Source organism: Rhizobium sp. BK661 (genome assembly GCF_024808825.1).
Classification (GTDB): domain Bacteria; phylum Pseudomonadota; class Alphaproteobacteria; order Rhizobiales; family Rhizobiaceae; genus Rhizobium.
This window is the reverse complement of the sequence record NZ_JANTYT010000004.1, coordinates 312910-336287: the sequence shown is the minus strand read 5'-3', so window position 1 is coordinate 336287 and position 23378 is coordinate 312910. Positions and strand designations below refer to the sequence as shown.

The 23378-nt window shown below is 59.1% G+C and carries 25 protein-coding genes; 17 read left to right on the top strand and 8 right to left on the bottom strand.

Going from position 1 to position 23378, the window contains the following annotated elements:
• Positions 1-3: 3 nt before the first annotated feature.
• Together FHX16_RS12305 and FHX16_RS12300 are read right to left on the bottom strand one after the other, a co-directional pair.
• Positions 4-933 carry a MoxR family ATPase gene (locus FHX16_RS12305; RefSeq protein WP_183862595.1) on the bottom strand — a complete coding sequence of 310 codons (930 nt, stop codon included), beginning with the start codon at positions 931-933 and terminating at the stop codon, positions 4-6.
• A gap of 21 nt (positions 934-954) precedes the next feature.
• Positions 955-1449 (bottom strand): flavin reductase, encoded by a 495-nt coding sequence (locus FHX16_RS12300; RefSeq protein WP_183862597.1) that lies wholly within the window; start codon positions 1447-1449, stop codon positions 955-957.
• A 169-nt stretch (positions 1450-1618) separates the two neighbouring features.
• Here FHX16_RS12300 and FHX16_RS12295 point away from each other — a divergent pair, with 169 nt between their 5' ends.
• The 4 genes from FHX16_RS12295 (at position 1619) to purB (ending at position 5300) form a co-directional block, all read left to right on the top strand.
• On the top strand, positions 1619-2701 hold the full coding sequence (locus FHX16_RS12295; RefSeq protein WP_183862599.1) for a branched-chain amino acid ABC transporter substrate-binding protein: 1083 nt from the start codon (positions 1619-1621) through the stop codon (positions 2699-2701).
• Positions 2702-2740: 39 nt separating this feature from the next.
• Positions 2741-3421, top strand: coding sequence for a ribulose-phosphate 3-epimerase (gene rpe / locus FHX16_RS12290; protein ID WP_183862601.1), 681 nt, complete (start codon positions 2741-2743; stop codon positions 3419-3421).
• A 16-nt stretch (positions 3422-3437) separates the two neighbouring features.
• Positions 3438-3929 carry a hypothetical protein gene (locus tag FHX16_RS12285; protein WP_183862603.1) on the top strand — a complete coding sequence of 164 codons (492 nt, stop codon included), beginning with the start codon at positions 3438-3440 and terminating at the stop codon, positions 3927-3929.
• A gap of 63 nt (positions 3930-3992) precedes the next feature.
• Entirely contained in the window at positions 3993-5300 is a 1308-nt protein-coding gene (gene purB, locus FHX16_RS12280) for an adenylosuccinate lyase (protein ID WP_183862605.1), read from the top strand.
• A gap of 6 nt (positions 5301-5306) precedes the next feature.
• Here purB and FHX16_RS12275 read toward each other — a convergent pair whose 3' ends face one another.
• Positions 5307-5795, bottom strand: a complete 489-nt coding sequence (locus tag FHX16_RS12275) for a low affinity iron permease family protein (protein WP_183862607.1) — start codon at positions 5793-5795, stop codon at positions 5307-5309.
• A 70-nt stretch (positions 5796-5865) separates the two neighbouring features.
• Complete coding sequence (locus FHX16_RS12270; protein WP_183862609.1) at positions 5866-6669, bottom strand: DUF2189 domain-containing protein; 804 nt, start codon at positions 6667-6669, stop codon at positions 5866-5868.
• A gap of 158 nt (positions 6670-6827) precedes the next feature.
• On the opposite strand from FHX16_RS12270, the gene FHX16_RS12265 reads away from it, so the two are divergent.
• From FHX16_RS12265 to FHX16_RS12235, 7 genes are all read left to right on the top strand, one after another.
• The gene (locus FHX16_RS12265) at positions 6828-7382 is read left to right on the top strand and encodes an alpha/beta hydrolase (protein ID WP_183757448.1); all 555 of its coding nucleotides are present in this window, start codon (positions 6828-6830) and stop codon (positions 7380-7382) included.
• A gap of 391 nt (positions 7383-7773) precedes the next feature.
• Complete coding sequence (locus tag FHX16_RS12260; RefSeq protein ID WP_183862611.1) at positions 7774-10068, top strand: bifunctional diguanylate cyclase/phosphodiesterase; 2295 nt, start codon at positions 7774-7776, stop codon at positions 10066-10068.
• A gap of 230 nt (positions 10069-10298) precedes the next feature.
• Positions 10299-11063, top strand: a complete 765-nt coding sequence (purC, locus tag FHX16_RS12255; RefSeq protein ID WP_007532892.1) for a phosphoribosylaminoimidazolesuccinocarboxamide synthase — start codon at positions 10299-10301, stop codon at positions 11061-11063.
• 34 nt (positions 11064-11097) lie between these two features.
• On the top strand, positions 11098-11340 hold the full coding sequence (gene purS / locus FHX16_RS12250; RefSeq protein ID WP_007789552.1) for a phosphoribosylformylglycinamidine synthase subunit PurS: 243 nt from the start codon (positions 11098-11100) through the stop codon (positions 11338-11340).
• 21 nt (positions 11341-11361) lie between these two features.
• Positions 11362-11607, top strand: a complete 246-nt coding sequence (locus tag FHX16_RS12245) for a hypothetical protein (protein ID WP_183757450.1) — start codon at positions 11362-11364, stop codon at positions 11605-11607.
• 8 nt (positions 11608-11615) lie between these two features.
• Entirely contained in the window at positions 11616-12287 is a 672-nt protein-coding gene (gene purQ / locus FHX16_RS12240) for a phosphoribosylformylglycinamidine synthase subunit PurQ (RefSeq protein WP_183862613.1), read from the top strand.
• Positions 12288-12334: 47 nt separating this feature from the next.
• Complete coding sequence (locus tag FHX16_RS12235) at positions 12335-12733, top strand: hypothetical protein (RefSeq protein ID WP_183757452.1); 399 nt, start codon at positions 12335-12337, stop codon at positions 12731-12733.
• On the opposite strand, the gene FHX16_RS12230 is transcribed toward FHX16_RS12235, so the two are convergent.
• Entirely contained in the window at positions 12734-12991 is a 258-nt protein-coding gene (locus FHX16_RS12230) for a DUF1127 domain-containing protein (protein ID WP_183862615.1), read from the bottom strand. It lies immediately after the preceding gene.
• Positions 12992-13069: 78 nt separating this feature from the next.
• On the opposite strand from FHX16_RS12230, the gene FHX16_RS12225 reads away from it, so the two are divergent.
• The 3 genes from FHX16_RS12225 to FHX16_RS12215 all read left to right on the top strand — a co-directional run bounded on the left by FHX16_RS12225 (position 13070) and on the right by FHX16_RS12215 (position 17290).
• A complete protein-coding gene (locus tag FHX16_RS12225) occupies positions 13070-14488 on the top strand; it encodes a PLP-dependent aminotransferase family protein (RefSeq protein ID WP_016554130.1) in 1419 nt (472 codons plus the stop codon).
• A gap of 314 nt (positions 14489-14802) precedes the next feature.
• Entirely contained in the window at positions 14803-17037 is a 2235-nt protein-coding gene (gene purL / locus FHX16_RS12220; protein WP_183862617.1) for a phosphoribosylformylglycinamidine synthase subunit PurL, read from the top strand.
• Positions 17038-17056: 19 nt separating this feature from the next.
• Complete coding sequence (locus FHX16_RS12215; protein ID WP_183757455.1) at positions 17057-17290, top strand: BolA/IbaG family iron-sulfur metabolism protein; 234 nt, start codon at positions 17057-17059, stop codon at positions 17288-17290.
• Positions 17291-17311: 21 nt separating this feature from the next.
• On the opposite strand, the gene FHX16_RS12210 is transcribed toward FHX16_RS12215, so the two are convergent.
• Positions 17312-18463 (bottom strand): hypothetical protein, encoded by a 1152-nt coding sequence (locus FHX16_RS12210; protein ID WP_259128527.1) that lies wholly within the window; start codon positions 18461-18463, stop codon positions 17312-17314.
• Between the two features lie 285 nt (positions 18464-18748).
• Between FHX16_RS12210 and grxD the strand changes: the two genes are divergently transcribed.
• The 3 genes from grxD (at position 18749) to FHX16_RS12195 (ending at position 21740) form a co-directional block, all read left to right on the top strand.
• The gene (grxD, locus tag FHX16_RS12205) at positions 18749-19084 is read left to right on the top strand and encodes a Grx4 family monothiol glutaredoxin (RefSeq protein ID WP_016554134.1); all 336 of its coding nucleotides are present in this window, start codon (positions 18749-18751) and stop codon (positions 19082-19084) included.
• Between the two features lie 143 nt (positions 19085-19227).
• Positions 19228-20433, top strand: a complete 1206-nt coding sequence (locus tag FHX16_RS12200) for a multidrug effflux MFS transporter (protein WP_183757512.1) — start codon at positions 19228-19230, stop codon at positions 20431-20433.
• 35 nt (positions 20434-20468) lie between these two features.
• The gene (locus FHX16_RS12195; protein WP_183862621.1) at positions 20469-21740 is read left to right on the top strand and encodes a multidrug effflux MFS transporter; all 1272 of its coding nucleotides are present in this window, start codon (positions 20469-20471) and stop codon (positions 21738-21740) included.
• 52 nt (positions 21741-21792) lie between these two features.
• Here FHX16_RS12195 and FHX16_RS12190 read toward each other — a convergent pair whose 3' ends face one another.
• Together FHX16_RS12190 and FHX16_RS12185 are read right to left on the bottom strand one after the other, a co-directional pair.
• On the bottom strand, positions 21793-22392 hold the full coding sequence (locus tag FHX16_RS12190) for a LysE family translocator (RefSeq protein ID WP_246712617.1): 600 nt from the start codon (positions 22390-22392) through the stop codon (positions 21793-21795).
• A gap of 157 nt (positions 22393-22549) precedes the next feature.
• The gene (locus FHX16_RS12185; protein WP_183862623.1) at positions 22550-23374 is read right to left on the bottom strand and encodes an inositol monophosphatase family protein; all 825 of its coding nucleotides are present in this window, start codon (positions 23372-23374) and stop codon (positions 22550-22552) included.
• Positions 23375-23378: the final 4 nt, after the last annotated feature.

Here is a 23378-nt window from a genome sequence, read left to right as displayed (position 1 = left end):
TTGTTACCCAGCCGCCTGCAGTTCGCTTTTGATGTCTTCGAGCACCCGCGCACCGTCGCTGCCTTGGATTCGAGCGATATCATCCTGATACTTCAATAGCGTCCCGATGGTGTCGGAGATCGTTTCCGGATCGAGCGCCAGGCGATCGAGTTCGGTTAGCGCTGTCGCCCAATCGATCGTCTCGGCAACCCCCGGATTCTTGAAGAGATCCAGCGTCCGAAGCCGCTGCACATAGGCGACGATCTGGGCGGACAGGGCGGCATTGCAGCCCGGCACCTTCCGGCGAATGATCTCGAGTTCCTGCGGAGCATCGGGATAATCAACCCAATGATACAGGCAGCGCCTCTTCAGGGCGTCGTGGACCTCGCGCGTCCGGTTCGTGGTGATGATGACAATCGGCGGTTCGGTCGCCCGGATCGTGCCAAGCTCAGGGATCGTAACCTGAAAGTCGGAAAGAACCTCTAGCAGAAAGGCCTCGAAGGCCTCATCGGTCCGGTCGAGTTCATCGATGAGGAATACCGGTGCCCGACCATTCGCGCTGGATAGAGCCTGCAGCACGGGCCGGCGGATCAGGTAACGCTCGGAAAAGATATCCGATTCGATCCTGTTTCTGTCGGTAAGCCCGGACGCTTCAGCGAGACGGATTTCCAGCATCTGCGCCGGATAGTTCCACTCATAGACGGCTGAGGCGATATCCAGCCCCTCGTAGCACTGCAGGCGGATCAGCGGTCGTCCCAAGGCCTTCGACAGGACCTTGGCGATCTCCGTCTTTCCAACGCCCGCCTCGCCCTCCAGGAACAGGGGGCGCTTCATTTTCAGGGCCAGGAAAAGGACCGTACCGAGGGCCCGCCCCGCCAGATAATTCTGATTGCCCAGCATCGCGATCGTTTCGTCGATCGACGACGGCAGCGGCGGATGAGCTTGATCCGACATGTTTCCTCCCATTTCGGGAAGTTATAGCGTGTGATAGTCGCGGTTCATATAGACAAGCGCAGGCTTCGCCTCGTTGTAGCGGACGGCTACGACCTCACCGAAAATGATGTGGTGCGTCGACATTTCCTTGATCTCGCTTACACGGCAATCGAAGGAGGCAAGCGCATCGCGAAGAACGGGCGCCCCGGTCACGAGCCTGTCGAAGGCGCCCGTCTGGAACCGTTGGTCGTTTGTCAGTTGGGCGCGGCCGGAAAAGGCATCAGCAAGCGCCTGATGGTGCGCCGCCAGCGTATTCAACGCAAAGATGCCGCTCCGGAAGAAAATGTCATTCTTCGGATTGCTGTTGTTCAAGCATACCAGAACGGTCGCAGGGTCATCCGATACGGAGCAAGCGGCGGTGATCGTCACGCCGCGGCGCTCCTCGCCGATTGCCGTCGTCACGAGTTGCACATGGCCCCCAAAGCGGCTCATCGCATCCCGGTAGAGGCGCGGATCGATCGGTTGTTTGTTCAACAAATGCATTCTCCATCCGGCATTGCCGGGTTGTCGTTTCCTTTAATATGAAGGTGATCTCTTACGTTTTCTACAAAAGCCGGGCGAAAAGCTTCCTCATTGTGCGTTTTTCTTTGACGATCGATGCCGGACGGATAAAAGAGCAGACAAACGACAGGAACCGGCATCTTTAATGAATACTTTGCGTGGCCTAGCACTTCTGCCGATGCTGCTCCTTGCGGCCGGAGAATGCCATGCTGCCGGCCTAATCGTTGGTATCGTAGCGCCGCAGAATGGCAATCTCGCGCCAATTGGTGCTCAGATCATCGCCGGTGCGAGTGCCAAGGTCCAGCAGGACGGCGACACGATCGTCACGATCGATGAGACGTGCGCGGAAAACAGCGGTGCAGCGATCGCCGATGCCCTGATCAATGCCAAGGTTCAGGTTGCCGTGGGCTTTCTCTGCAGCGAGACTCTTGAAGGCGCGCTGCCGAAGCTGAAGGACGCAAATATCCCGGCGATCACCGTCTCTGTGCGTTCGCGCATCCTTATGGAAGATGCGCTGAAGAACGGCTGGCCACTCTACCGGCTTGCGCCTGCCGATGGAGCCGAGGCAGAAAAGATCATCGACGTAATCCTGCGCGAGTGGGCCGCCGCGCCGATCGCGCTGATCGAGGATGGAACTATCCATGGTCGCGAACTGACGGAAGCGATCCGCAATGCGCTCGAGGAAAAGGGTCTCAAGCCGGTCTTTACCGACACATATCGACCCGGCCAGGAGCAACAGGTCGCGCTCGTGCGACGGCTTCGGAAGGCCGGGGCGACTAAGGTCTTCGTCGGTGGAGACCGTAGCGACGTTGCGGTCATCGCACGGGATGCTGCGGCCGAGAAAATCCACCTCGATATTCTGGGTGGTGACGCAATGCAGGCTGCCGACCAGCCGCTCGCGCTGGCGGATGGCGTTCTCGCCGTCGCCCTGCCCGACTACGCGGCGCGCCCGGAGGCAAAGGCTGTGGTCGACTCGTTCCGAGCGCGCGGTGTCGAGCCTGAAGGCTATGTGCTGCCTGCCTATGCGGCCGTGGAAATCGCGACGAAGGCGGCCAGCGATGCTGGCGCGGATGACAGGCCGATCGCCCAGCACATTGGCGGAACAGCCTTCGAAACTGTCATCGGGAAAATTGCTTTCAATGCCGGCCACGAACTGGCCGACAACCCATACCGCCTGCTGCAGTGGCAGGCCGGTTCGTTCGTCCCGGCAAGTACACCGATCGAGTAGCGTCGTGCGCTTCGGCATGAGTTTTAGGGAGAGATTACAATGACCACGCCCATTCGGATCGCGCCATCGGTCCTTGCTGCCGACTTCGCCAAGCTCGGCCAGGAAGTACGCGATGTAACCGCGGCTGGAGCCGACTGGATCCACCTCGACGTTATGGACGGTCACTTTGTCCCGAACATCTCTTTCGGCCCCGACGTGATCAAGTCGTTGCGCTCCTACACGGATGCCGTATTCGATTGCCATTTGATGATCGCGCCGGTCGATCCGTATCTCGAGGCATTCGCAAAGGCTGGCTGCGACCGCATCACCGTCCACGCCGAAGCCGGTCCACATCTCCACCGCTCGCTTCAGACTATCCGAGGGCTCGGCAAGAAAGTCGGCGTGACGATCAATCCAGCGACGCCACTTTCGGCGATCGAGAACGTACTCGATGACGTTGACCTGATCCTCATCATGTCCGTCAACCCCGGTTTCGGTGGGCAGAAATTCATTCCTGCCATGGCCGACAAGATTGCCGCCGCACGGTCACTGATCGGTGATAGGCCGATCGATCTTGAGGTGGATGGTGGCGTGACGGTAGAAACCGCGCCGGTCATCGGCAAGGCCGGCGGCAACGTTCTCGTGGCAGGGTCGGCGATTTTCAAGGGAGGCTCGGTGGAGTCCTACAAGGCAGCGATCAGTGCGCTGCGGGCTGCCGCGGAAGGCAAATCGAAGTCGTGACGAAAGCAGGCCGTCTTTGATCTCCGAGCGGCTGAAGGCGGCTCGCCCATCTTTCCCCGAGCTCTTTGTCGGCGCTCCCCTCTGGGGCACGCAGATGCTGATATCGGCAATGGCCGCCCTCTATCTCAGGAACGGGATGGAGACGGCGCATGTCCGCGACCTCGCAATACTCTACTTTGCGGGCGGTTTGCTGGCATGGCCATTCGTGTTGCCTCTGGCGCGCTTCTTTGCGCATCGACGATCCCTGGAGACACGCTTTGCCGCATTCTTCGTAGCACTGGCCGCCGGCACCATTCTGATGACAGCCTTTCTCTTTGCCATGGACTACCGTGTCTTCTACTCCGCATGGCATGCGCCATTCGGATCTCTGACATGGGTATTTCAATTCGCCTTTACCGGCGCCAGCGCCGTCTATCAGTTCGCGGTGCTGGGGCTGCGGCTGTTTCTTCCGCTCGGCCTTGTCTGCCTTTTCGGCACCAGCTTTGCGCTTGCAAAACGGATGCGTTGAGATTGCCGCCTGTCTTTGCTACAGGGGCGCCAGCATTCCCTTTATGAACGAAAGCAGGAAGCCATGATCCCGCGCTACTCCCGACCTGAGATGGTCGCCATCTGGTCGCCTGAGACCAAATTTCGCATCTGGTTCGAGATCGAGGCTCACGCCTGCGATGCGCTCGCCGAACTGGGCGTCATTCCGAAATCCGCCGCCAAGACGATATGGGAACGCGGTGGTGCCGCCACGTTCGATGTTGCGCGCATCGATGAAATCGAAGCCGTCACCAAGCACGACGTCATCGCCTTCCTGACGCACCTTTCTGAAATCGTCGGCCCTGATGCCCGCTTCGTCCATCAGGGGATGACCTCTTCGGATGTTCTCGACACCACGCTGAATATCCAGCTCGTGCGCGCGGCTGACATCCTGCTCGCCGACATGGACCGGGTGCTTGCGGCATTGAAGGCACGTGCGTTTGAACACAAGGACACCATCCGCATCGGGCGCAGCCACGGCATTCATGCCGAGCCAACGACCATGGGGCTGACCCTGGCGCGCTTCTACGCCGAGATGAGCCGCAACCGCGCGCGTCTCGTGGCCGCGCGTGCCGAAATCGCCACCGGCGCGGTTTCTGGCGCAGTCGGCACCTTCGCCAATATCGACCCGCGGGTCGAGGAACACGTTTGCGCCAAGCTCGGCCTGCTTCCAGAACCCGTTTCGACACAGGTCATTCCGCGCGATCGGCACGCGATGTTCTTCGCTACGCTCGGCGTGATCGCGTCCTCCATAGAAAACGTCGCGATCGAGATCCGTCACATGCAGCGCACGGAAGTTCTGGAGGCTGAGGAATACTTCTCGCCTGGCCAGAAAGGCTCTTCCGCGATGCCGCACAAGCGTAATCCGGTATTGACCGAAAACCTCACAGGTCTGGCGCGGCTGGTCCGGATGTCGGTTGTTCCGGCCATGGAAAACGTTGCCCTCTGGCACGAGCGCGATATCAGCCATTCCAGCGTCGAGCGCGCCATTGGGCCCGACACGACGATCACGCTCGACTTCGCCCTGAACCGGCTGGCGGGTGTCATCGAGAAGCTCGTCGTCTATCCTGACAACATGATGAAGAATCTCGACAAGTTCCGCGGCCTCGTGCATTCCCAGCGCGTGCTTCTGGCGCTGACGCAGGCGGGCGTGTCGCGTGAAGATGCCTACCGACTCGTTCAGCGCAACGCGATGAAGGTTTGGGAGGAAGGCAAGGACTTCCTCGAGGAGCTACTGGCCGATGCAGAGGTCCGGGCTGCGTTGTCCGAGGAAGAAATCCGAGAAAAGTTCGACCTCGGCTACCACACAAAACATGTGGATACGATCTTCCGGCGCGTCTTCGGCGCCGCCTGAGTTGGATCAATGAGTCGGCGCCTTCGCAGGCGCCGTTTTTCGTTTCGCTCTTGTAGACTTTGTCGATGCGCTGTCGTCGCTCGCCTCGTCAGTGTCAGTCTCGGTATTCGACGATCTTGCTGACCGTTCGTTGCGAGCGCCTTTCGCCGCCTTGGCGACGAGGCGATCGAGATGTTGCAGGTCCTCTTCGTCAAGATGCTCGATGCCGATGAAGCGGTTTTCCGCGTGACTGGTGAGAATGATTTCGTCGAGTTTGGCCTGTACAGCCCGAGCGTCCCGTGTCTGGGCATTCTGCAGTACAAAGACCATCAGGAACGTGATGATGGTCGTGCCGGTATTGATGACAAGCTGCCAAGTCTCGGAGAACCCGAAAACTGGGCCGGTCCCTGCCCAGGCTGCGACCAGCACGACGGCAAGCACGAACGTTGCCGGCCGGCCTGCCCATTCGGACGTCTTGCTGGCAAAGCGGGTAAACAGATGTTGCGGTGTAGCCATATCTAACCTCCCTCGGTATCCGCCTCAGCGAAACTCCAAGGGAGGCTAGCAGTTCCCGGTCTTTTGGTTTTCAGACCACCGGTGGCGCGACAAGCTTCCTGTAAAGATGCCAGCTGGCGTGACCGAGGATTGGCATCGCCAGCGCCAGCCCAACGAACAACGGGATCGTACCGACAATGAGCGAAACAGCGATGATCAGGCCCCAGCTCAACACAGGGATCGGATTGGCGACAGTCGCCCTGACGGAAGTTTCCATCGCGCAGACGAGCCCGACGTCTCGATCCAGCAACAAGGGGAAGGTCACGACGGTCGTGGCGAGAACGACGATGGCAAAGCCGAGACCGAGAACATGTCCCCACATGATTAGCTGCAATCCCTCAGGGGTGTCGAAGATCTCCGAGAAGAACAACGAGACCGAGCGAGGGAAGACGTCGCCGAAGACGTTGGCATAAAGTGTCTGCGCGGCGACCAGCCAGACAATGAAGAAGCCGAACAGCAGCAATCCGCCGGCAATGATCGATGGGAACGCCGGCGATCTCGTTACTTCGATCGCATGCGTCCAGGAGGTGTCCATACCGGCTTCACGCCTGCGGCTGATCTCATAGAGGCCAATCGCGGCAATCGGACCGATCAGCGCGAAACCCGAGATAAGCGGAAAAATCATCGGCAGGAGGTTGGCACTCGAGGTTGCGAGCGCAAGAAAAATCCCGGCGATAGGATACATCAGGCATAGAAAGACATAGTGGGATGGTTTTTCTCGAAAATCATCGAGCCCGCGCCGTAGCGCATCGAAGACATCTGCAACGCTGATCTTGTTGACGACCGGGCGTGTGTAGACATCGCTCGCACCCGACATAACATGGAATGCCGTCATGGCTTTCTCCTCCTCAGCCAAGATGGCCGGCAGCGAAAGGATCGGCGACGACGCCGATACGAGACGCAACCGGCACTGCCGAAAAACATAACAAATTTCGGCGGCCTTGTCCCACCCTCCCTTGACATCGCAGCCAAGCTTTCTCAAATCCGGCGATCATGAAAGCTTCAGACGCCGAAATTCTCATCATCCCCGGTTACACGAACTCCGGTCCCGACCACTGGCAAAGCCGCTGGGAGGCCAAGCTCAGTACGGCTCGCCGCGTCGAACAGGCGGAATGGTCGAAGCCGGTCCGCGACGATTGGGTTCGCCGCATCGCCGAAGAAGTCAATGCCGCGACGCAGCCGGTGGTTCTCGTGGCGCATTCGCTCGGCATCCCGTCGGCTATCCATGCCATTCCGCATTTTCGCAACAAGGTTGCCGGGGCATTTTTCGTCGCACCGCCCGACGTCGCGAATCCGGCCATACGGCCAAAGCATCTGATGACGTTCGGCCCGTACCCGCGCGATCCCCTTCCGTTTCCCACTCTTACGATCGCCAGTCGCAACGATCCCTTCGGCAGTTACGAGCATGCTGATGATATCGCTGCAAGCTGGGGATCACTCCTCATCGACGCCGGGGAAGCCGGCCACATCAACAGCGAGTCCGGCCACGGCCCTTGGCCGGAAGGCACCATGGTGTTTGCGCAGTTTCTCAGCCGCTTGAAGCCATAGCCTAGCCGCCCTGCCGGGGTAGCATCAATGAGATCGGCAGCGGCGCGAGGAGACGCGTCGCGGAAACAAGCACCATGGCGGCTGATTGTCGGCTAATCGCCCTCGCCGCGAATGAAGAGAACGCCCGCCAGGCCCACGAGAACGATGCATTGCAGTATGAACATCGGCCATTCTGGAGACATGTCACTTCCTCCCCCCCCGATCCGGGCGATATAGGGTGCCGCCGTGCAAGTGTAGGCAGACTTTGGAAAAATTAGCCGCGTCCCAGTAGTCGCGCGATGAAGGTGCGGCTAAGCCTTTGTTTTCACATTATTATTATTTTGGCGACATTAAGGGCTGTTTAATTCAATAAATGCAAAATATATACACGCTAAAAGAGCGAGTATGCAGTTTGAAGCAAGCAACTCCCGATAAACGGGCCAAATCTAAAGCCAAGGTCAAAGCTGCAGCGTTTGACGGCAGCATGGCGCCGCAGAATGGTGCTGAACTCTCGGAGCGCGAGAGCCGCTGGAACTACGCTCTTGTGGGATCGGGCCTCGGCGTCTGGGATCACAATCTTCGTCTTGGCAAGCGCTATTATTCCGACACGTGGAAAGTCATGCGCGGCATGGCGCCCGATGAGGAAGCCGACGGCGACTATGATGCGTGGATCGAGCTCATCCACCCGGACGATCGGGAATTCGTCGTAAAGGCTATCGATCGTCAGAATGCCGGCGACCCGGATTATCAGATTTTCGAGTATCGCGAGAGGCATAGAGACGGCCATTGGATCTGGATTGAATGCCGTGGCGCCTGTGTCGAATGGGACGAAACCGGTGCCCCTGCCCGGCTCGTCGGCACCGATACGGACATCACCGAGCGCAAGGAGGCGGAAGAGCGGCTCGCGCACGTGTCGCGGCGCCTCGATCTCGCCCTCGATATCTCCAACATCGGCGTCTTCGAGGCGGACATCGAAAACGGCACAGTCGATTGGGACGACCGCCTTCTGGCGATCTACGGCATTGCAGACACGTCACCGGCGAACACCGGCAACGCCTGGGAGGCTTCGCTGCATCCCGACGACAGTGAGCGCGTGCTGGCAACGATCAATGACAGCGTCGCCAACAACACGGATTTCGAGCACGAGTTCCGCATCATCAGGCAGGACGGTATCGAGCGCGTCATTCGCGCAAAGGCTGCTTTCTTTCTTGACAGCGACGGACGTCGCAAGCTGATCGGTGCGAATTGGGATGTCACTGCCGAAGTTCGGCTCAATAACGAGTTGCAGCGCGCCAAGGATCTCGCGGAAGCCCGCAACAAGGAACTCGAAAGCGCCAAGGAGAACATCGAGCATCTGGCTCTGCATGACTATCTCACCGAGCTACCCAATCGCCGATATCTGGACCGGATGCTGGACGAACGTTCGACCGAATGTCGCCGCACGGGGCTGACGCTCGCAATCCTCCACATCGATCTCGATCGCTTCAAGCAGATCAACGATACGCTTGGCCACCGCGCCGGCGATGCGATGTTGAAGCATGCCGCGCAGGTATTGAAGAGAAATGTCCGTTCCACCGATTTCGTCGCTCGTATTGGCGGCGACGAATTCGTCGTCCTATGCACGCTGGACGTCACCCCAAAGAAAATCTCCAATCTCGCTGAGCGCATCATTCGCGAACTCTGCAAGCCTATACGTTACGAGGGTCACGATTGCCGTTTCGGCGCAAGCATCGGCATTGCGACGGATAGCGGCCCGACACTCGACGCCAAGCAGCTTCTGCTGAATGCAGATATTGCCCTCTACCGCGCCAAGAGTGGCGGCCGCAACCGGCACGAATTCTTCTCGACCGATGAGCGGCGGCGCATCATCGCCAGCAAGCGCTTGGCTGATGAAATCCTGTTGGGCCTCGAACGCGGCGAGTTTGTTCCGTTTTACCAGTTGCAGTTCCATGCCCGAACGCTAGAAGTTGCTGGCGTCGAGACCCTGGCGCGCTGGCAGCATCGGGAACATGGTTTGCTGGCGCCCGATCGCTTCCTCGCGATCGCCGAGGATCTGGATGTTGTCTCGACGATCGACGGCCTTATCCTCGAGCAGGCGCTGGCTGATCGCAAGCGATGGACGGATGAAGGCCTCCGCATCCCCAAGATCGCAGTCAACGTCTCGTCACGTCGTCTCGCAGATCCGAACCTCGCGAAGAAGCTTCGTGGCCTGAAGATCGAACCTCGGACGATTTCATTTGAACTGCTGGAATCGATCTCGCTGGACGACTGCGACGATGCTGTGATCGCCAACCTCCGGCACCTGCGCCGGCTCGGCATCGATATCGAGATCGATGACTTCGGCACGGGCCACGCGTCGATCGTCAGCCTTTTGAAGCTGAGCCCCAAGACCTTGAAGATCGACCGCGAACTGATCCGCATGCTGCCGCATTCGGCAGAGCAGCGAAAACTGGTCCGTTCGATCATCGATATCGGCCGCTCGCTGAACATTCTGGTCACGGCCGAGGGCGTCGAGACGATGGATCACGTCCGCATTCTCTACGACCTCGGCTGCGATATGCTTCAGGGCTATGCGCTGGCCCGTCCCATGCCCGCGATGCAGATAGCTCCTTTCGTACGAGCAGCGTCCTGGCGGGGCGTGGAAGGCCCTGCCAGGGGCCTCCAGCAGGATCTGCGCAAGTCGGTCAACGGCTCCGGCCAAAGATAAAGGTCTGCATGACTGCCTCGATGGGGGCGGCTCACATTCCGTTGATCGCAAAAAACCTGTAAACTCCTTCGCAGAAAGTCTTCGATTCTCTTAGCGGCACTCCGGCAATCCGGATTCCGGGGAAGGAGTGACAGGCGGATTGTGAAACCCTCGCTTTTCCTTTAAGGGGACGCCACGAGATCGATCCACTCGCGCTATCCCAAGAGCGCCAACGATAGAGAACAATTGCAATGAACCGTCGCCGCCGTATTTACGAGGGCAAGGCAAAGATTCTGTATGAGGGCCCGGAGCCGGGCACGCTGATCCAGTTCTTCAAAGACGATGCCACCGCCTTCAACAAGAAAAAGCACGAAGTCATCGATGGCAAGGGCGTCCTGAACAACCGCATTTCGGAATACATCTTCAGCCATCTGAACAAGATCGGGATTCCGACGCACTTTATTCGCCGTCTCAACATGCGCGAGCAGTTGATCCGCGAAGTGGAAATGATCCCGCTTGAGATCGTCGTCCGCAACGTTGCCGCGGGCTCGCTGTCGAAGCGCCTCGGCATCGAAGAAGGCGTAGTGCTGCCGCGCTCGATCATCGAGTTTTACTACAAGTCCGACGCGCTCGACGATCCAATGGTCTCCGAAGAGCACATTACGGCATTTGGCTGGGCCAACCCCGCCGAGCTCGATGACATTATGGCGCTCGCCATCCGCGTCAACGACTTCATGACCGGTCTCTTTCTCGGCGTCGGCATCCAGCTTGTCGATTTCAAGATCGAATGCGGCCGCCTGTATGAAGGCGACATGATGCGCATTATCCTGGCCGACGAGATCTCGCCGGATTCCTGCCGTCTTTGGGATATCGATACCCGCGAAAAGATGGACAAGGACCGCTTCCGCCGCGACATGGGTGGACTTCTCGAAGCCTATTCGGAAGTTGCGCGCCGCCTCGGCATCATCAACGAGAACGAACCTGTGCGCGGCACCGGTCCGGTGCTCGTGAAGTAAGACTTTCAGGCTAAGCAAAGACAGGGACGATAAAGTGATCAAGGCTCGTGTAACCGTCACGCTGAAGAACGGCGTTCTCGATCCGCAGGGCAAGGCAATCGAGGGCGCCCTTGGCGCACTCGGCTTCGATGGTGTGGGCCATGTTCGTCAGGGCAAGGTTTTTGACGTCGAACTCGAAGGCGCTGACAAGGCGAAAGCGGAGAGTGACCTCAAGGCAATGTGTGAAAAACTCCTCGCAAATACGGTGATCGAGAACTATAATATTTCCGTCGACTAACCTAGTCGTGGAGCGCACTCGATGGCTGAATTGACGCAAGAGCTCGTGCTTGAGTTGTTGACGAAAATGCACGAGCACATCGATACGCTGGATGCATCACTCGACGAAATCCGGAGCGAAATGCACTGCATGCGCGACACGATGACCTCGATGCAGCAGGAAATACATAGTATTTACGGCGTCCTCGGCCGGCATGAAGGCCGGCTGGAGCGAATTGAAAAGCGTCTCGTCCTTCGAGAACTTGCAGAAGCACAAACAAGGTTTTAGTCGCACTCATGAAATCAGCCGTCGTTCAACTTCCGGGTCTCAATCGCGATCGCGACATGATCGCTGCACTGACGAAAATCTCCGGTCACGCGCCGGTGACCATCTGGCAAACGGAGACGGACATTCCAGACGTCGACCTCATCGTCATCCCCGGCGGCTTTTCCTATGGCGACTACCTCCGTTGCGGTGCCATCGCTGCGCGCATGCCGGTCATGCAGGCAATCATCGAAAAGGCAAACAAGGGCGTCAAGGTTCTCGGAGTCTGCAACGGCTTCCAGATCCTTCTCGAGGCCGGTCTGCTTCCCGGCGCGCTGATGCGTAATGCCTCCCTCAAGTTCGTCTGCCGTGAGATCAAGCTCGAAGTTGTCAACGCAGACACCGATTTCACCCGCGCCTATTCCAAGGGCCAGATCATTCGTAGCCCAGTCGCCCATCACGACGGCAACTACTTCGCCGATGCCGAGACCCTGGCAACGATCGAAGGCAGCGGCCAGGTCGTTTTCCGCTATGCGGAAGGCACCAATCCGAACGGCTCCCTCAACGATATTGCCGCTGTTATGAACGACAAAGGCAACATCCTCGGCATGATGCCGCACCCGGAAAACCTCATCGAAGCAGCACATGGCGGTTCCGACGGCCGTGGCCTGTTCGCTTCTGCTCTCGAGGTAATCGCTGCTTAACCTTCGGCACGTAAGAGGCCATTCATCCGATCCATTGGAGCAAGTTGATGCGCCCTCGCCTTACGACGACACGTGTTTTCGCGATTGCCGCAACCGCGGCGCTGGTTGCGTCCTGCCAATCGAATACGCCGGCGAAGGGTCCTGACCGCAGCGCGCTGTCTACCATGGAGCGCGTTGCTCTTGGGGCGAACTCCTGCTGGTTCAAATCCGGCGACGCGGCCTTCGCCGCATACAGGCTGGCGCCGGAATTGAATTCCTTTTCCGGTCGCCCTCGCATTCTCGTCGTGCACAAGGGAAGCCCCGAGAGCCGCCCGTTGCTCGTCGTTCAAGCGGAAGGCAATCCCTCAAAGCTCGACGCCTTTGGTCCGATGATGCAAAGCGCCACCGGACCGCGCATTGTCAACGATGTCACCCGCTGGGCCTCGGGCAACAAGGCCTGCGGCTGATCAGTCCCAAAAGAACGACTTGCCGGCTTCCTTACGCGCGTCCGCACGCGTGACGCCAATATCTAACAGCGCGTCATCCGTCAGATCGAGCAGAGCCCTACGGCTTTGCCGTTTCTCATGTCGATATAAGAGCCATCGCCATGTGGATTGAAGCACTGCCCGGCCAAAAGGCAACTCTCGCGAAACACGGTATTGAATCGATTGCACCCCGGAAGGTAGAGATGCAATCCGGGTCTCGCTTTCTGGAACGACAGACATATCATTCTCCAAAAGAATTGTATCTGTCGTGGAGATAATGTTGACGTATGGAGGGTGACAATATAGATAATTGTCATGATGACAAATTGGCTCCCAGATGTTTCGCGCGGCTCAGGCCCGGTTTACCTCCGGATCGCGGACAGCATTGAATCAGCCATAGCCAGTGGCACCTTGGCAGCTGGCAGCAAATTGCCGCCGCAACGAAACCTCGCCTATGATATCGGCGTAACAATTGGGACAATCGGCCGAGCCTATGCGCTCGTGCACGAGCGCGGCCTCGTCGCCGGAGAAGTCGGCCGCGGCACTTACGTGCTCGATCGCGCCGAGACAGCACCCGGGAATCAACCGGACCCGCTGACGGTTGCGCTCGGCGGAACACGCCCGATCGATGCGCCCGCCGGTAAGATACGGTTCGACACCACGGCTGCGCCGGATCTTGGCCAGGGCAAGATTATCGGCAGTGTTCTTGCCGCGATCGGCGAGGAGCAGCTCTCCGAGATTTCGTCCTATTCGCGTGTGTTTCCCAAGAACTGGTACGCGGCCGGCCGGCGTTGGCTCGCCAGAAACGATTGGATGCCGGAAACGGAAAACATCGTCCCTACCCTTGGAGCCCACGCGGCTGCTGTCGCCGTCATCTCAGCGGTGTCGTCGCCCGGTGACAAGATCGTCTTCGAAGAGTTGAGCTATACGCAGGTGAGCCGCAGCGCACGTATTCTCGGCCGCCGTACGATCACCGTCGAGTCCGACGAAAATGGCGTGATTCCTGATGACTTCGAGCGCCTGTGCCTTCAGCAGCACCCAAAGCTCGCATTCCTCATGCCGACCGCGCACAATCCCACCCTGGCGACGATGCCGCACGAGCGCCGGGCACGCGTCGCCGAGATAGCGCGCCGCCACGGTGTCTGGCTAATCGAAGACGATCTCTACGGTGGTATGACTGGCGACGAAAACCCCTTGCTTGCGTCGCTCGCACCCGATCGCACGTTCCTGATCAGTGGCCTTTCGAAATCGGTGGCTGCCGGCGTGCGGGGCGGCTGGGTCGCCTGCCCGCCGCATTTTGCTCAGCGGATCAAGGTGACACACAAGATGATCACCGGCGGACTACCATTCATTCTGGCCGAGGCTTGCGCGCGTCTCGTCGAGAGCGGTCAGGCGCACGAAATCCGTAAGGCCAGCACGGTGGAACTCGCCGTCCGTGAGCGTCTCGCACGGGAGCAGTTGCAAGGATACGACTTCGTATCGCATCCGCATGTCCCCTTCCTGTGGCTGAAGCTGCCGGATCCCTGGCTGTCGGGAACGTTCAAGAACGCTGCTTACGGAGAGGGAGTGCTGATCGACGACGAGGACGAATTCAAGGCTGCGCGAGCCGAGAAAGTCTATCATCGCGTTCGAGTAGGCTTCTCCTCGCCCCGAAACCGCGACGATTTGGTTGCGGGCCTCACGACATTGCGACGCCTGCTAGAAAGCGGCGGCGCGGGTTATGACGGTGAGATCTGAGACTGCGCTAGATTAGCCGCACATCCGAAGTAAAAGGCCCAAGCCCCTCTCAAACTCGCTTTATCAAGCCCCGATCGATGCTACGAATTCAGACGGACCCTGACGCGAGTCGGATGAGGGAATCTGAATGGCGATCGAATTTCCAACGGCATGACGCGCGCCGGTATTCAGGTCGGCTACAAGTTCTAAGCTACCATGGTAGTTACCATTCGGTGCCCGCTGTCTGTTAACAGCGGGCATTTTCCTGTCGCGCGTTCCATCCAGTTAGGCTAAAGACACCGCAATCGCGCAACGGCAGGGACTTCCGAGAGCTCATGACCATTTCCAATACCCGCCCGATCACCTCCGAACTGATTGCCGCCCATGGCCTGAAGCCAGACGAGTATCAGCGGATATTGGACCTGATCGGCCGCGAACCGACCTTCACGGAGCTCGGCATCTTTTCGGCGATGTGGAACGAGCACTGCTCTTATAAATCCTCCAAGAAGTGGTTGCGTACCCTGCCGACCAAAGGCCCGCGCGTCATCCAGGGGCCCGGCGAGAATGCCGGTGTGGTCGATATCGATGATGGCGACTGCGTTGTCTTCAAGATGGAGAGCCACAACCACCCCTCCTACATTGAGCCGTATCAGGGCGCGGCAACCGGCGTCGGCGGCATTCTGCGCGACGTCTTCACCATGGGTGCACGCCCGATCGCTGCAATGAATGCGCTGCGCTTCGGCGAGCCGGACCATCCGAAGACTCGTCACCTCGTCTCCGGTGTCGTCTCGGGTGTCGGCGGTTATGGTAATTCCTTCGGTGTGCCCACGGTCGGCGGCGAAGTCGAATTCGACGCCCGCTACAATGGCAACATCCTGGTCAACGCCTTCGCGGCTGGCCTCGCAAAGTCGAACGCGATCTTCTTGTCAGAAGCCAAGGGCGTCGGCCTGCCGGTCGTCTATCTCGGCGCAAAGACGGGCCGCGATGGCGTCGGCGGGGCGACAATGGCTTCGGCCGAATTCGACGAGTCGATCGACGAAAAGCGCCCGACCGTCCAGGTCGGTGACCCCTTTACCGAAAAGTGCCTGCTGGAAGCCTGCCTCGAACTGATGCAGACCGGCGCCGTTATTGCCATCCAGGACATGGGTGCTGCGGGCCTCACCTGCTCGGCCGTCGAAATGGGCGCCAAGGGCGATCTGGGTATTCTCCTTGATCTCGATACCGTGCCGGTGCGTGAAGAGCAGATGACGGCCTATGAAATGATGCTGTCGGAAAGCCAGGAGCGCATGCTCATGGTTCTGGAACCGGAAAAGGAAGCCGTCGCGAAGGCGATCTTCGTCAAGTGGGGCCTCGATTTCGCGATCGTCGGCAAGACGACCGACGACCTTCGTTTCCGCGTGGTTCATCAGGGCGAGGAAGTTGCAAACCTGCCGATCAAGGATCTCGGCGACCAGGCGCCTGAATATGATCGTCCGTGGCGCGAGTCGGATAAACGCGCGCCCCTGCCCGCAAATCTCGTGGCCGAACCGGCAGACTACGGTCAGGCGCTGTTGCAGCTTGTCGGTTCTCCGAATCAATCAAGCCGCCGCTGGGTCTACGAACAGTACGACACCCTGATCCAGGGCAATTCGCTCCAACTTCCGGGTGGCGATGCCGGCGTCGTTCGCGTCGAGAACCATCCGACCAAAGCCCTCGCGTTCTCCTCTGACGTCACACCGCGCTATGTCGAGGCCGATCCTTTTGAAGGCGGCAAACAGGCAGTCGCAGAGTGCTGGCGTAATATCACCGCCACAGGGGCAGAGCCGTTGGCGGCCACCGACAACCTGAACTTCGGCAATCCTGAAAAGCCGGAAATCATGGGGCAGTTCGTCCTGGCAGTAAAAGGCATCGGCGAAGCCTGCCGCGTCCTCGATTTCCCGATCGTGTCGGGTAACGTCTCGCTCTATAACGAAACCAATGGCGTTGCGATCCTGCCGACCCCGACGATCGCCGGCGTCGGTCTTCTGCCTGACTGGAAGAAGATGGCGCGTATCGGCAGCGCCTCCAATGGCGACAAGGTCATCATGATCGGTACGGACGGCAGCCATCTCGGCTCGTCGGCCTATCTGCGGGATATCGTTGGCACCATTGAAGGCCCGGCCCCTGAGGTCGATCTCTTTGCGGAGCGCCGCAATGGCGACTTCGTACGCTCGGTCATCCGTAATGGCCAGGCAACCGCCTGCCACGACATCTCTTCCGGCGGCCTCGTCCTTGCTCTCGCCGAAATGGCGATGGCGTCAGGCAAGGGCCTCAAGATTAGCCTCAATGAATGCAGGGGTGCACCACACGCGTTGCTGTTCGGCGAGGATCAGGCCCGCTATGTCCTGACGGTGCCGGCGGACGTTGCGAGCTTCGTCTGCGCAAATGCCGAAGGTGCGGGTGTCCCGTTCCGCCGCCTCGGCACGGTTGAAGGCGACAAGCTCGTGGTCGACGATCTGCTGACGCTGCCGATTCAGCAATTGCGCGACGCCCATGAATCATGGTTCCCTGATTACATGGAAGGCCATGGCACACTCGCTGCCACGGAATAATGCGCAAGGAGTAACGATCATGCCTATGAAACCCGGTGATATCGAAGACATGATCAAAGCCGGCATCCCCGGCGCCAGGGTGACCATCCGAGATCTCGCTGGTGACGGCGACCATTATGCTGCCGAGGTCGTCGCCGAAGCATTTCGCGGAAAGAGCCGCGTGCAGCAGCACCAGATGGTCTACGAGGCTCTTAAGGGTAACATGGGCGGCATATTGCACGCCCTGGCCCTGCAGACATCGGCACCCGATTGATATCGAACGCAAAATGCCCGGTTAGAAGCCGGGCATTTTGCTGTAGCCGGCCTCGGCAAGCACGAGTGCCGAGCGTGGGCCGGCCGTCAGCAGCGTGAAATCAAACGGCGCCCGCAGATCCGACCCCAGGACATACTGTCGGTGCACGCGCAGAAAGTCCTTTTTGATCTTGCGGTAATGTTCGACCGTCAGCATTTGCTTGACGCGGATGAACACCATCTTGGCAGGGCGTAGATCGCCATGTCCGCAAACGGCCACGACCGGCACCTTGTAGAAGTGAATTGCATCCGTCAGGCACTGGACGTCGAGCCAATGGATGTTCTCGCAGCGGGCGATCAAGCCCACTCGTGACCGCAACAATTTCGCCGGGCGCAATAGCGCGCATTGCAGAAGCGCCGACCCGAGCGTTGCGAACACTACTCTCTTATCGCGGAAGACATCTGGTTGTTCCTCGAGAAGGCGCCCGATCACATGCGCGGCAACGCTCGAACCCATGCTGTGAGACGAGATCACGTATTCATCCGCCGATTCCGACAAAGCGGCACGCGCTGCCACAGCACAGCGATCGAGCCATTCATTGAATTCCGCATGGCTCATGCGAGCGAGCGCTACCGCCATGCGCCAGTCCGCGAAGAGATGCAATGTGTAGAAGCGCTCGGCAACGGGCAGGAACGCGAAGATGAAGAAGCACGACGCCAACCCCACGCTCCAGAAGAGATGAGGGGCCGGCAATTCCATTCCAACCGGGATGACAGCGATCGTTGCGCTGAGCGAGAAGCCGAGGATCATCATCAGAAACGGGAAGATGAAGAACAGTCCAAATCGCCATGCATACTTGAAATAGCCGGCCATCCCGCCGTAACCGATTACCTGCAGAGCGGCCCAAAAGCCCGCGAGAATTTGCCACGCCCGGCTGCCGGCTCCAAGCCACTCCACGAGAGCATTGTGATCAAAGACATGAATAAGGCTGTTGGTTTCCCAACCATCCGCAATCGACGTCACCTTGAAACTTGTCGAATCCGGCATGCATTTGGGCTCGCCGATGGTAACTCCACAGTCCCAAACCGCGGCACTTTGCTTTGCGGATCGTTCGTACCGTGCCTTGTGTGCACGCCCATCAAGTGGCTCGAACCCCGGAAAATGGAGAACCACCCTCTTCGAAATCAATGTCATTATTTTCTTTCGTTGCCGCGCACGCGGCCGATAAATTGCTGCGACGCATTCCGCGACAATTGTGGCGAAATCCGGGTAAGTTACCCCGAGACCGGTTGCGCCGAATGCCTTCCCGGGCCGGTTCAGCAACCGGCGTAACGCAAGCGCAACAATCCGCCTCCCGCAAACCGATAGGGTGCTCTTTTTTTGCCGGCGCCTGCTGGAATTCCGGCGATCACATGCTATCTAAGCTTAACGATTGAAACGGCGGGCCTTTAACTCGCCTGTGGAAAGGATTAGGTCCCTATGAGCGGTATCAACGAATTCATCGACAACGAGATCAAGAGCAACGACGTCGTCCTCTTCATGAAGGGCACGCCGCAGTTTCCGCAGTGTGGTTTCTCCGGCCAGGTCGTGCAGATTCTCGATTACATCGGCGTCGATTACAAGGGCATCAACGTGCTCGCTGACTCCGAAATCCGCCAGGGCATCAAGGATTATTCCAACTGGCCGACGATCCCACAGCTTTACGTAAAGGGCGAGTTCGTCGGCGGCTGCGACATCGTCCGGGAAATGTTCCAGGCCGGTGAGTTGCAGCAGCACCTGCAGGAACACGGCGTCACCGTTCGCGGCGCCGCCTGACCTGCCCGGTCACCGGACGCTTCGCCCGGTTTCCAAATCTGTATTTTGAGTCCGAGGCGCTGTGCTGAACAGCGCCTTGGCCTGTTTATGGGAATTTCATTGTGACAGATTCATCACAAGCCGTGCACGCGGGCCGATTGCCCATGGGCAAAGGGGAGTTCATTGCGCTCGCAGCCTTCCTTATGGCGATCAATTCGCTCGCGATCGACATCATGCTTCCGGCGCTGCAGCAGATCGGTGCAAGCCTCGGCGTTGAGAGTGAAAATCATCGTCAGTTTGTCGTTTCTGCGTATCTCCTCGGCTTCGGTTCGGCGCAACTGTTCTACGGGCCCCTCTCCGACCGCTTTGGCCGCCGCCTGCCGCTTTTGATCGGTCTTGCGATTTATATCTGTTCCGCCCTTGGGATCGCACTGGTGCCGACTTTCACCGGCCTCCTCGTGCTTCGCTTCATCCAGGGTATTGGTTCCGCAGCTACACGCGTCATCACCATCTCCATCGTGCGAGACGTCTACGGCGGTCGCCAGATGGCAGAGGTCATGTCGCTGATCATGATGGTCTTCATGATCGTCCCCGTCATCGCGCCGGGGAGCGGTCAGATCATCATGTTTTTCGGCAGTTGGCACCTGATCTTCGTGTTTATCGCGGTGATGGCGGCGTTGATTTCGGGTTGGGCCTACATGCGCCTTCCCGAGACATTGCATCCTTCGAACGTGCGGCCGTTCACGGCGCGCTCCGTCATCGGCGGCTTCAAGCTTGTTCTCACGAACCGCATCGCGCTCTGCTACACGATCGCTACCACCTTCATCTTCGGATCGCTGTTCGGGTTTATCAATTCCGCCCAGCAGATCTACGTGGGGATCTATGATCTCGGCGCCTACTTTCCGCTCGCTTTCGCCGGTGTCGCCGTCTTCATGTCGCTGTCGTCGTTCCTCAACTCGCGGCTCGTCGGCAAGTTCGGGATGCGGCGCCTGTCGCATGGTGCACTGACCGGCTTCATCGCCGTCAACACCATTTGGCTCGCAGCGCTCCTCCTCGGGCCGCACCCGATGCCATTCTTCCTCTTTATCAGTTTCTTCGGCCTGGCGATGTTCCAGTTCGGCTGGATCGGCTCGAACTTCAATTCGCTTGCCATGGAACCGCTTGGTCATGTTGCGGGAACGGCCTCGTCCGTGCTGGGCTTCATGAGCACCGTCGGCGGCGCTCTGATCGGCGCCGGCATCGGACAGGCTTTCAACGGCACCGCACTGCCGATGGTCGCAGGCTATTTCACCGTCTCGATCATCGGTCTGATCTTCGTTTTGATCGCAGAAAAAGGGCGCCTCTTTCAACCGCATAATCCCGCGGTCTGAATGGGTCGCCCGTCCCGTATTTCAGGATTTCCATTATGACGCCACCACATAAACCTCATGTTGAGAATCAAGGCTCCCGCCGAATAGGCATGGGCTTCGTCGAATTTGTCATCACCATCGCCATCATGACCGCCAGTGTCGCGATGGCGATCGACAGCATGTTGCCGGCCCTGCCCGCAATCGGCCATTCGCTCGGCGTCGCCAACGCCAACGATGCGCAGCTGGTCATCGGCGTCTTCTTCCTGGGCTTCGGCGTCTCGCAGATCATTTTCGGCAGCCTGTCCGACACGTTCGGCCGCCGCAACATCTTGCTCGGCGGTTTGGCGGTTTACATGCTCGCCATGTTCGGCGCGGCAGCCACGGGCAGTTTTGAAATGCTGCTTGTCATGCGCTTTATACAAGGCCTCGGCGGCGCAGCGGTTCGCATCACCACCATGGCCATCGTTCGTGACTGCTTTGGTGGTCGCGAGATGGCCCGTGTCATGTCCTATGTAATGATCGTCTTCATGATCGTTCCGATCGTGGCACCTTCGGTCGGTCAGCTGATCATCACCTATGCCAACTGGCACTGGATCTTCATCCTGCTTGGTCTCGTTGGTGGGATCCTGTTTGTCTGGGCATCACTGCGCTTGAAGGAATCGCTTCCGAAGGAAGAGCGCATTCCGCTATCGGTCGGCTCCGTCCTCGATGGCTTCAAGACCGTTCTGACGAATAAGATCACGTGCGGCTATATGATCGGCCTGACAATGTTCACAGCTGTCATCAGCGCCTACGTCATTTCGGTCCAGCAGGTTTTCGGTGAAGTCTACGGCCTTGGCGATTGGCTGCCGATTGCCTTTGCGGCAACGGCAGGCGGCATCGCGGTCGCAAACTTCGCCAACGGCTTCTTCGTGCGTAAGTTCGGCATGCGGCGTATCTCGCATGTCGCCATGATCGTCTTCACCATTGTTTCGGCAATCGGCTACGTCAAAGCGCTGGGCGGACGGCCCGATTTCGCCTTCGCCTATGCGCTGTTTACGATCCTGCTGATGATGTTCGCAGTCATCGCGACCAACTTCACAGCGATCAGCCTGGAGCCGATGGGTAACCTCGCTGGCACAGCAACCGCCATCACCGGCTTCGTGTCCACGACCTTCGGCGCGATCCTCGGCGGCACTGTTGGCCAGCTCTTCAACGGCACTGTCCAGCCGCTCTTCGGTGGCTTTGCCGTGTTCGGTGCGATCAGTATCGCGGCGACGCTCTGGGCGGAAGGCGGCAAGCTCTTCACGCATCCGGGCGACAGCCCGCAACTCATTTCTAACGCGTAGAGCGTTCCTTATCGCCCGCGACACGTTGTTGCGGGCGCAATTCTTTCAGGAGTTAGCGCCACACAAGAGCAACCGACAGAGCCAGCGCAAACGCCATGGCGATATTGAAGAACCTCGCCGCGCGTGAGGTCCGCAGAACCTGGGCCACGAGAGCACCTAGGACGAGCCAAAGGAACCCAGCCGGAAACGCGGCTGCTGCAAACAGCACACCCATCCACAAAGCGCCGCTAGTCTGAGCCTGCTGCGAGGATACAAGGAAGGTGCTACCTGCGCTCAGCGCGACCAGCCAGCCTTTCGGGTTCAGCCATTGGAATAGAAAAGCCTGCCGAAATCCGACCGTCCGCCTCTGTCCATTCGCTTCAACCGTGCCGGCATTGGCGATCTTCCAAGCCAGCCACAGCAGAAACAGAGATCCCGCCATCTTCAGCGCTATTACGATGGCCGGTGCGGCTGCGACAATTTCTCCGACGCCAAAAGCACTTAGAACGATCATCACGCCCATGCCCAGCGATGCGCCGAGCGGACAGCCGATGCCTCTCAAGGTACCGACAGCGGCACCGGTGGACAGGATCATGGTGTTGCTGGGTCCCGGCGTAACGGCCGCGATAAACGCAAACAGCAAGAAAGCCAGCGCCTGCGCGATATCCATCATTCCCTCCTCGTCATTTCAAAAGCGAGAGGATATCTACGATAGGCGTGCCTATCCGTATTGTACGTCTGTGCGCACGGCGTTCTGTTGGGAGCGCCAATATCGCACCCACGAAGCGCAAGTTAGTGGTGGCAGTCCGCGTGTGGCGGCCGCCTCGATATCAGATGGTGAAGACTTCACGCCGCAGAATGTCCCAGCTGTCGTGGTCAGGCGCAATCAGCAAGCCGCCGCGGGTGTGATGCGGGAGGTAGGGCGAACCGTCGAAACGGGCCGCATGGGCGCCAGCCTCGATGCTGATAAGTGTGCCCGCAAGATGATCCCAGGGCATCAGCTTGTTATACATCAGGTAGTGCACGTGGCCGCCAGCAAAGGCGCGGTATTCGTGAGCGGCGCAGCGATAGTTGGCAAGGAACCGAACCTTGGCCAAATTCGCAAGGATTTCACTGCGCTTCGGCTTCGGCAGAAAGCCGGTGGACGCCATGCCGACCATGTCCTCCAACGCGACGGGCGCCGCAACAGAGAGCCGTTCTGCCTCCCCGTCAGGACGTCGAAGCCATGCGCCGCCGCCTGTCTCCGCAATCACCCAATCGTCACCCATCGGGTCGTAGATGATGCCGGCAACGGTTTCACCCTTGAACACCACGGAGGCCATGACACCGAAAGCCGGAATCCCGGACGCGAAATTGAACGTACCATCCACCGGATCAACGACGATGGCAAGGTCCGCTCCCTCGAGCCTCCCAAGCAGGCCAGGATCCGCAGCGACCGACTCTTCCCCGATGAACACGGCATCTGGCCAAAGCGCGCCGGCTTCCGCCTTTATCATCCGCTCCGCCTGCAGGTCGGCTTCCGTCACCAGGTCGGTCGCCTCGCTCTTGGCGCGCACGTCATCGCTTCCAAGTCGACGGAAACGCGGCAATATCTCTGCCTTCGCCGCCCGCCTCAGGAGATCGGCTAGCGTCGTTACATCTATCGTGGAACTCATGGAC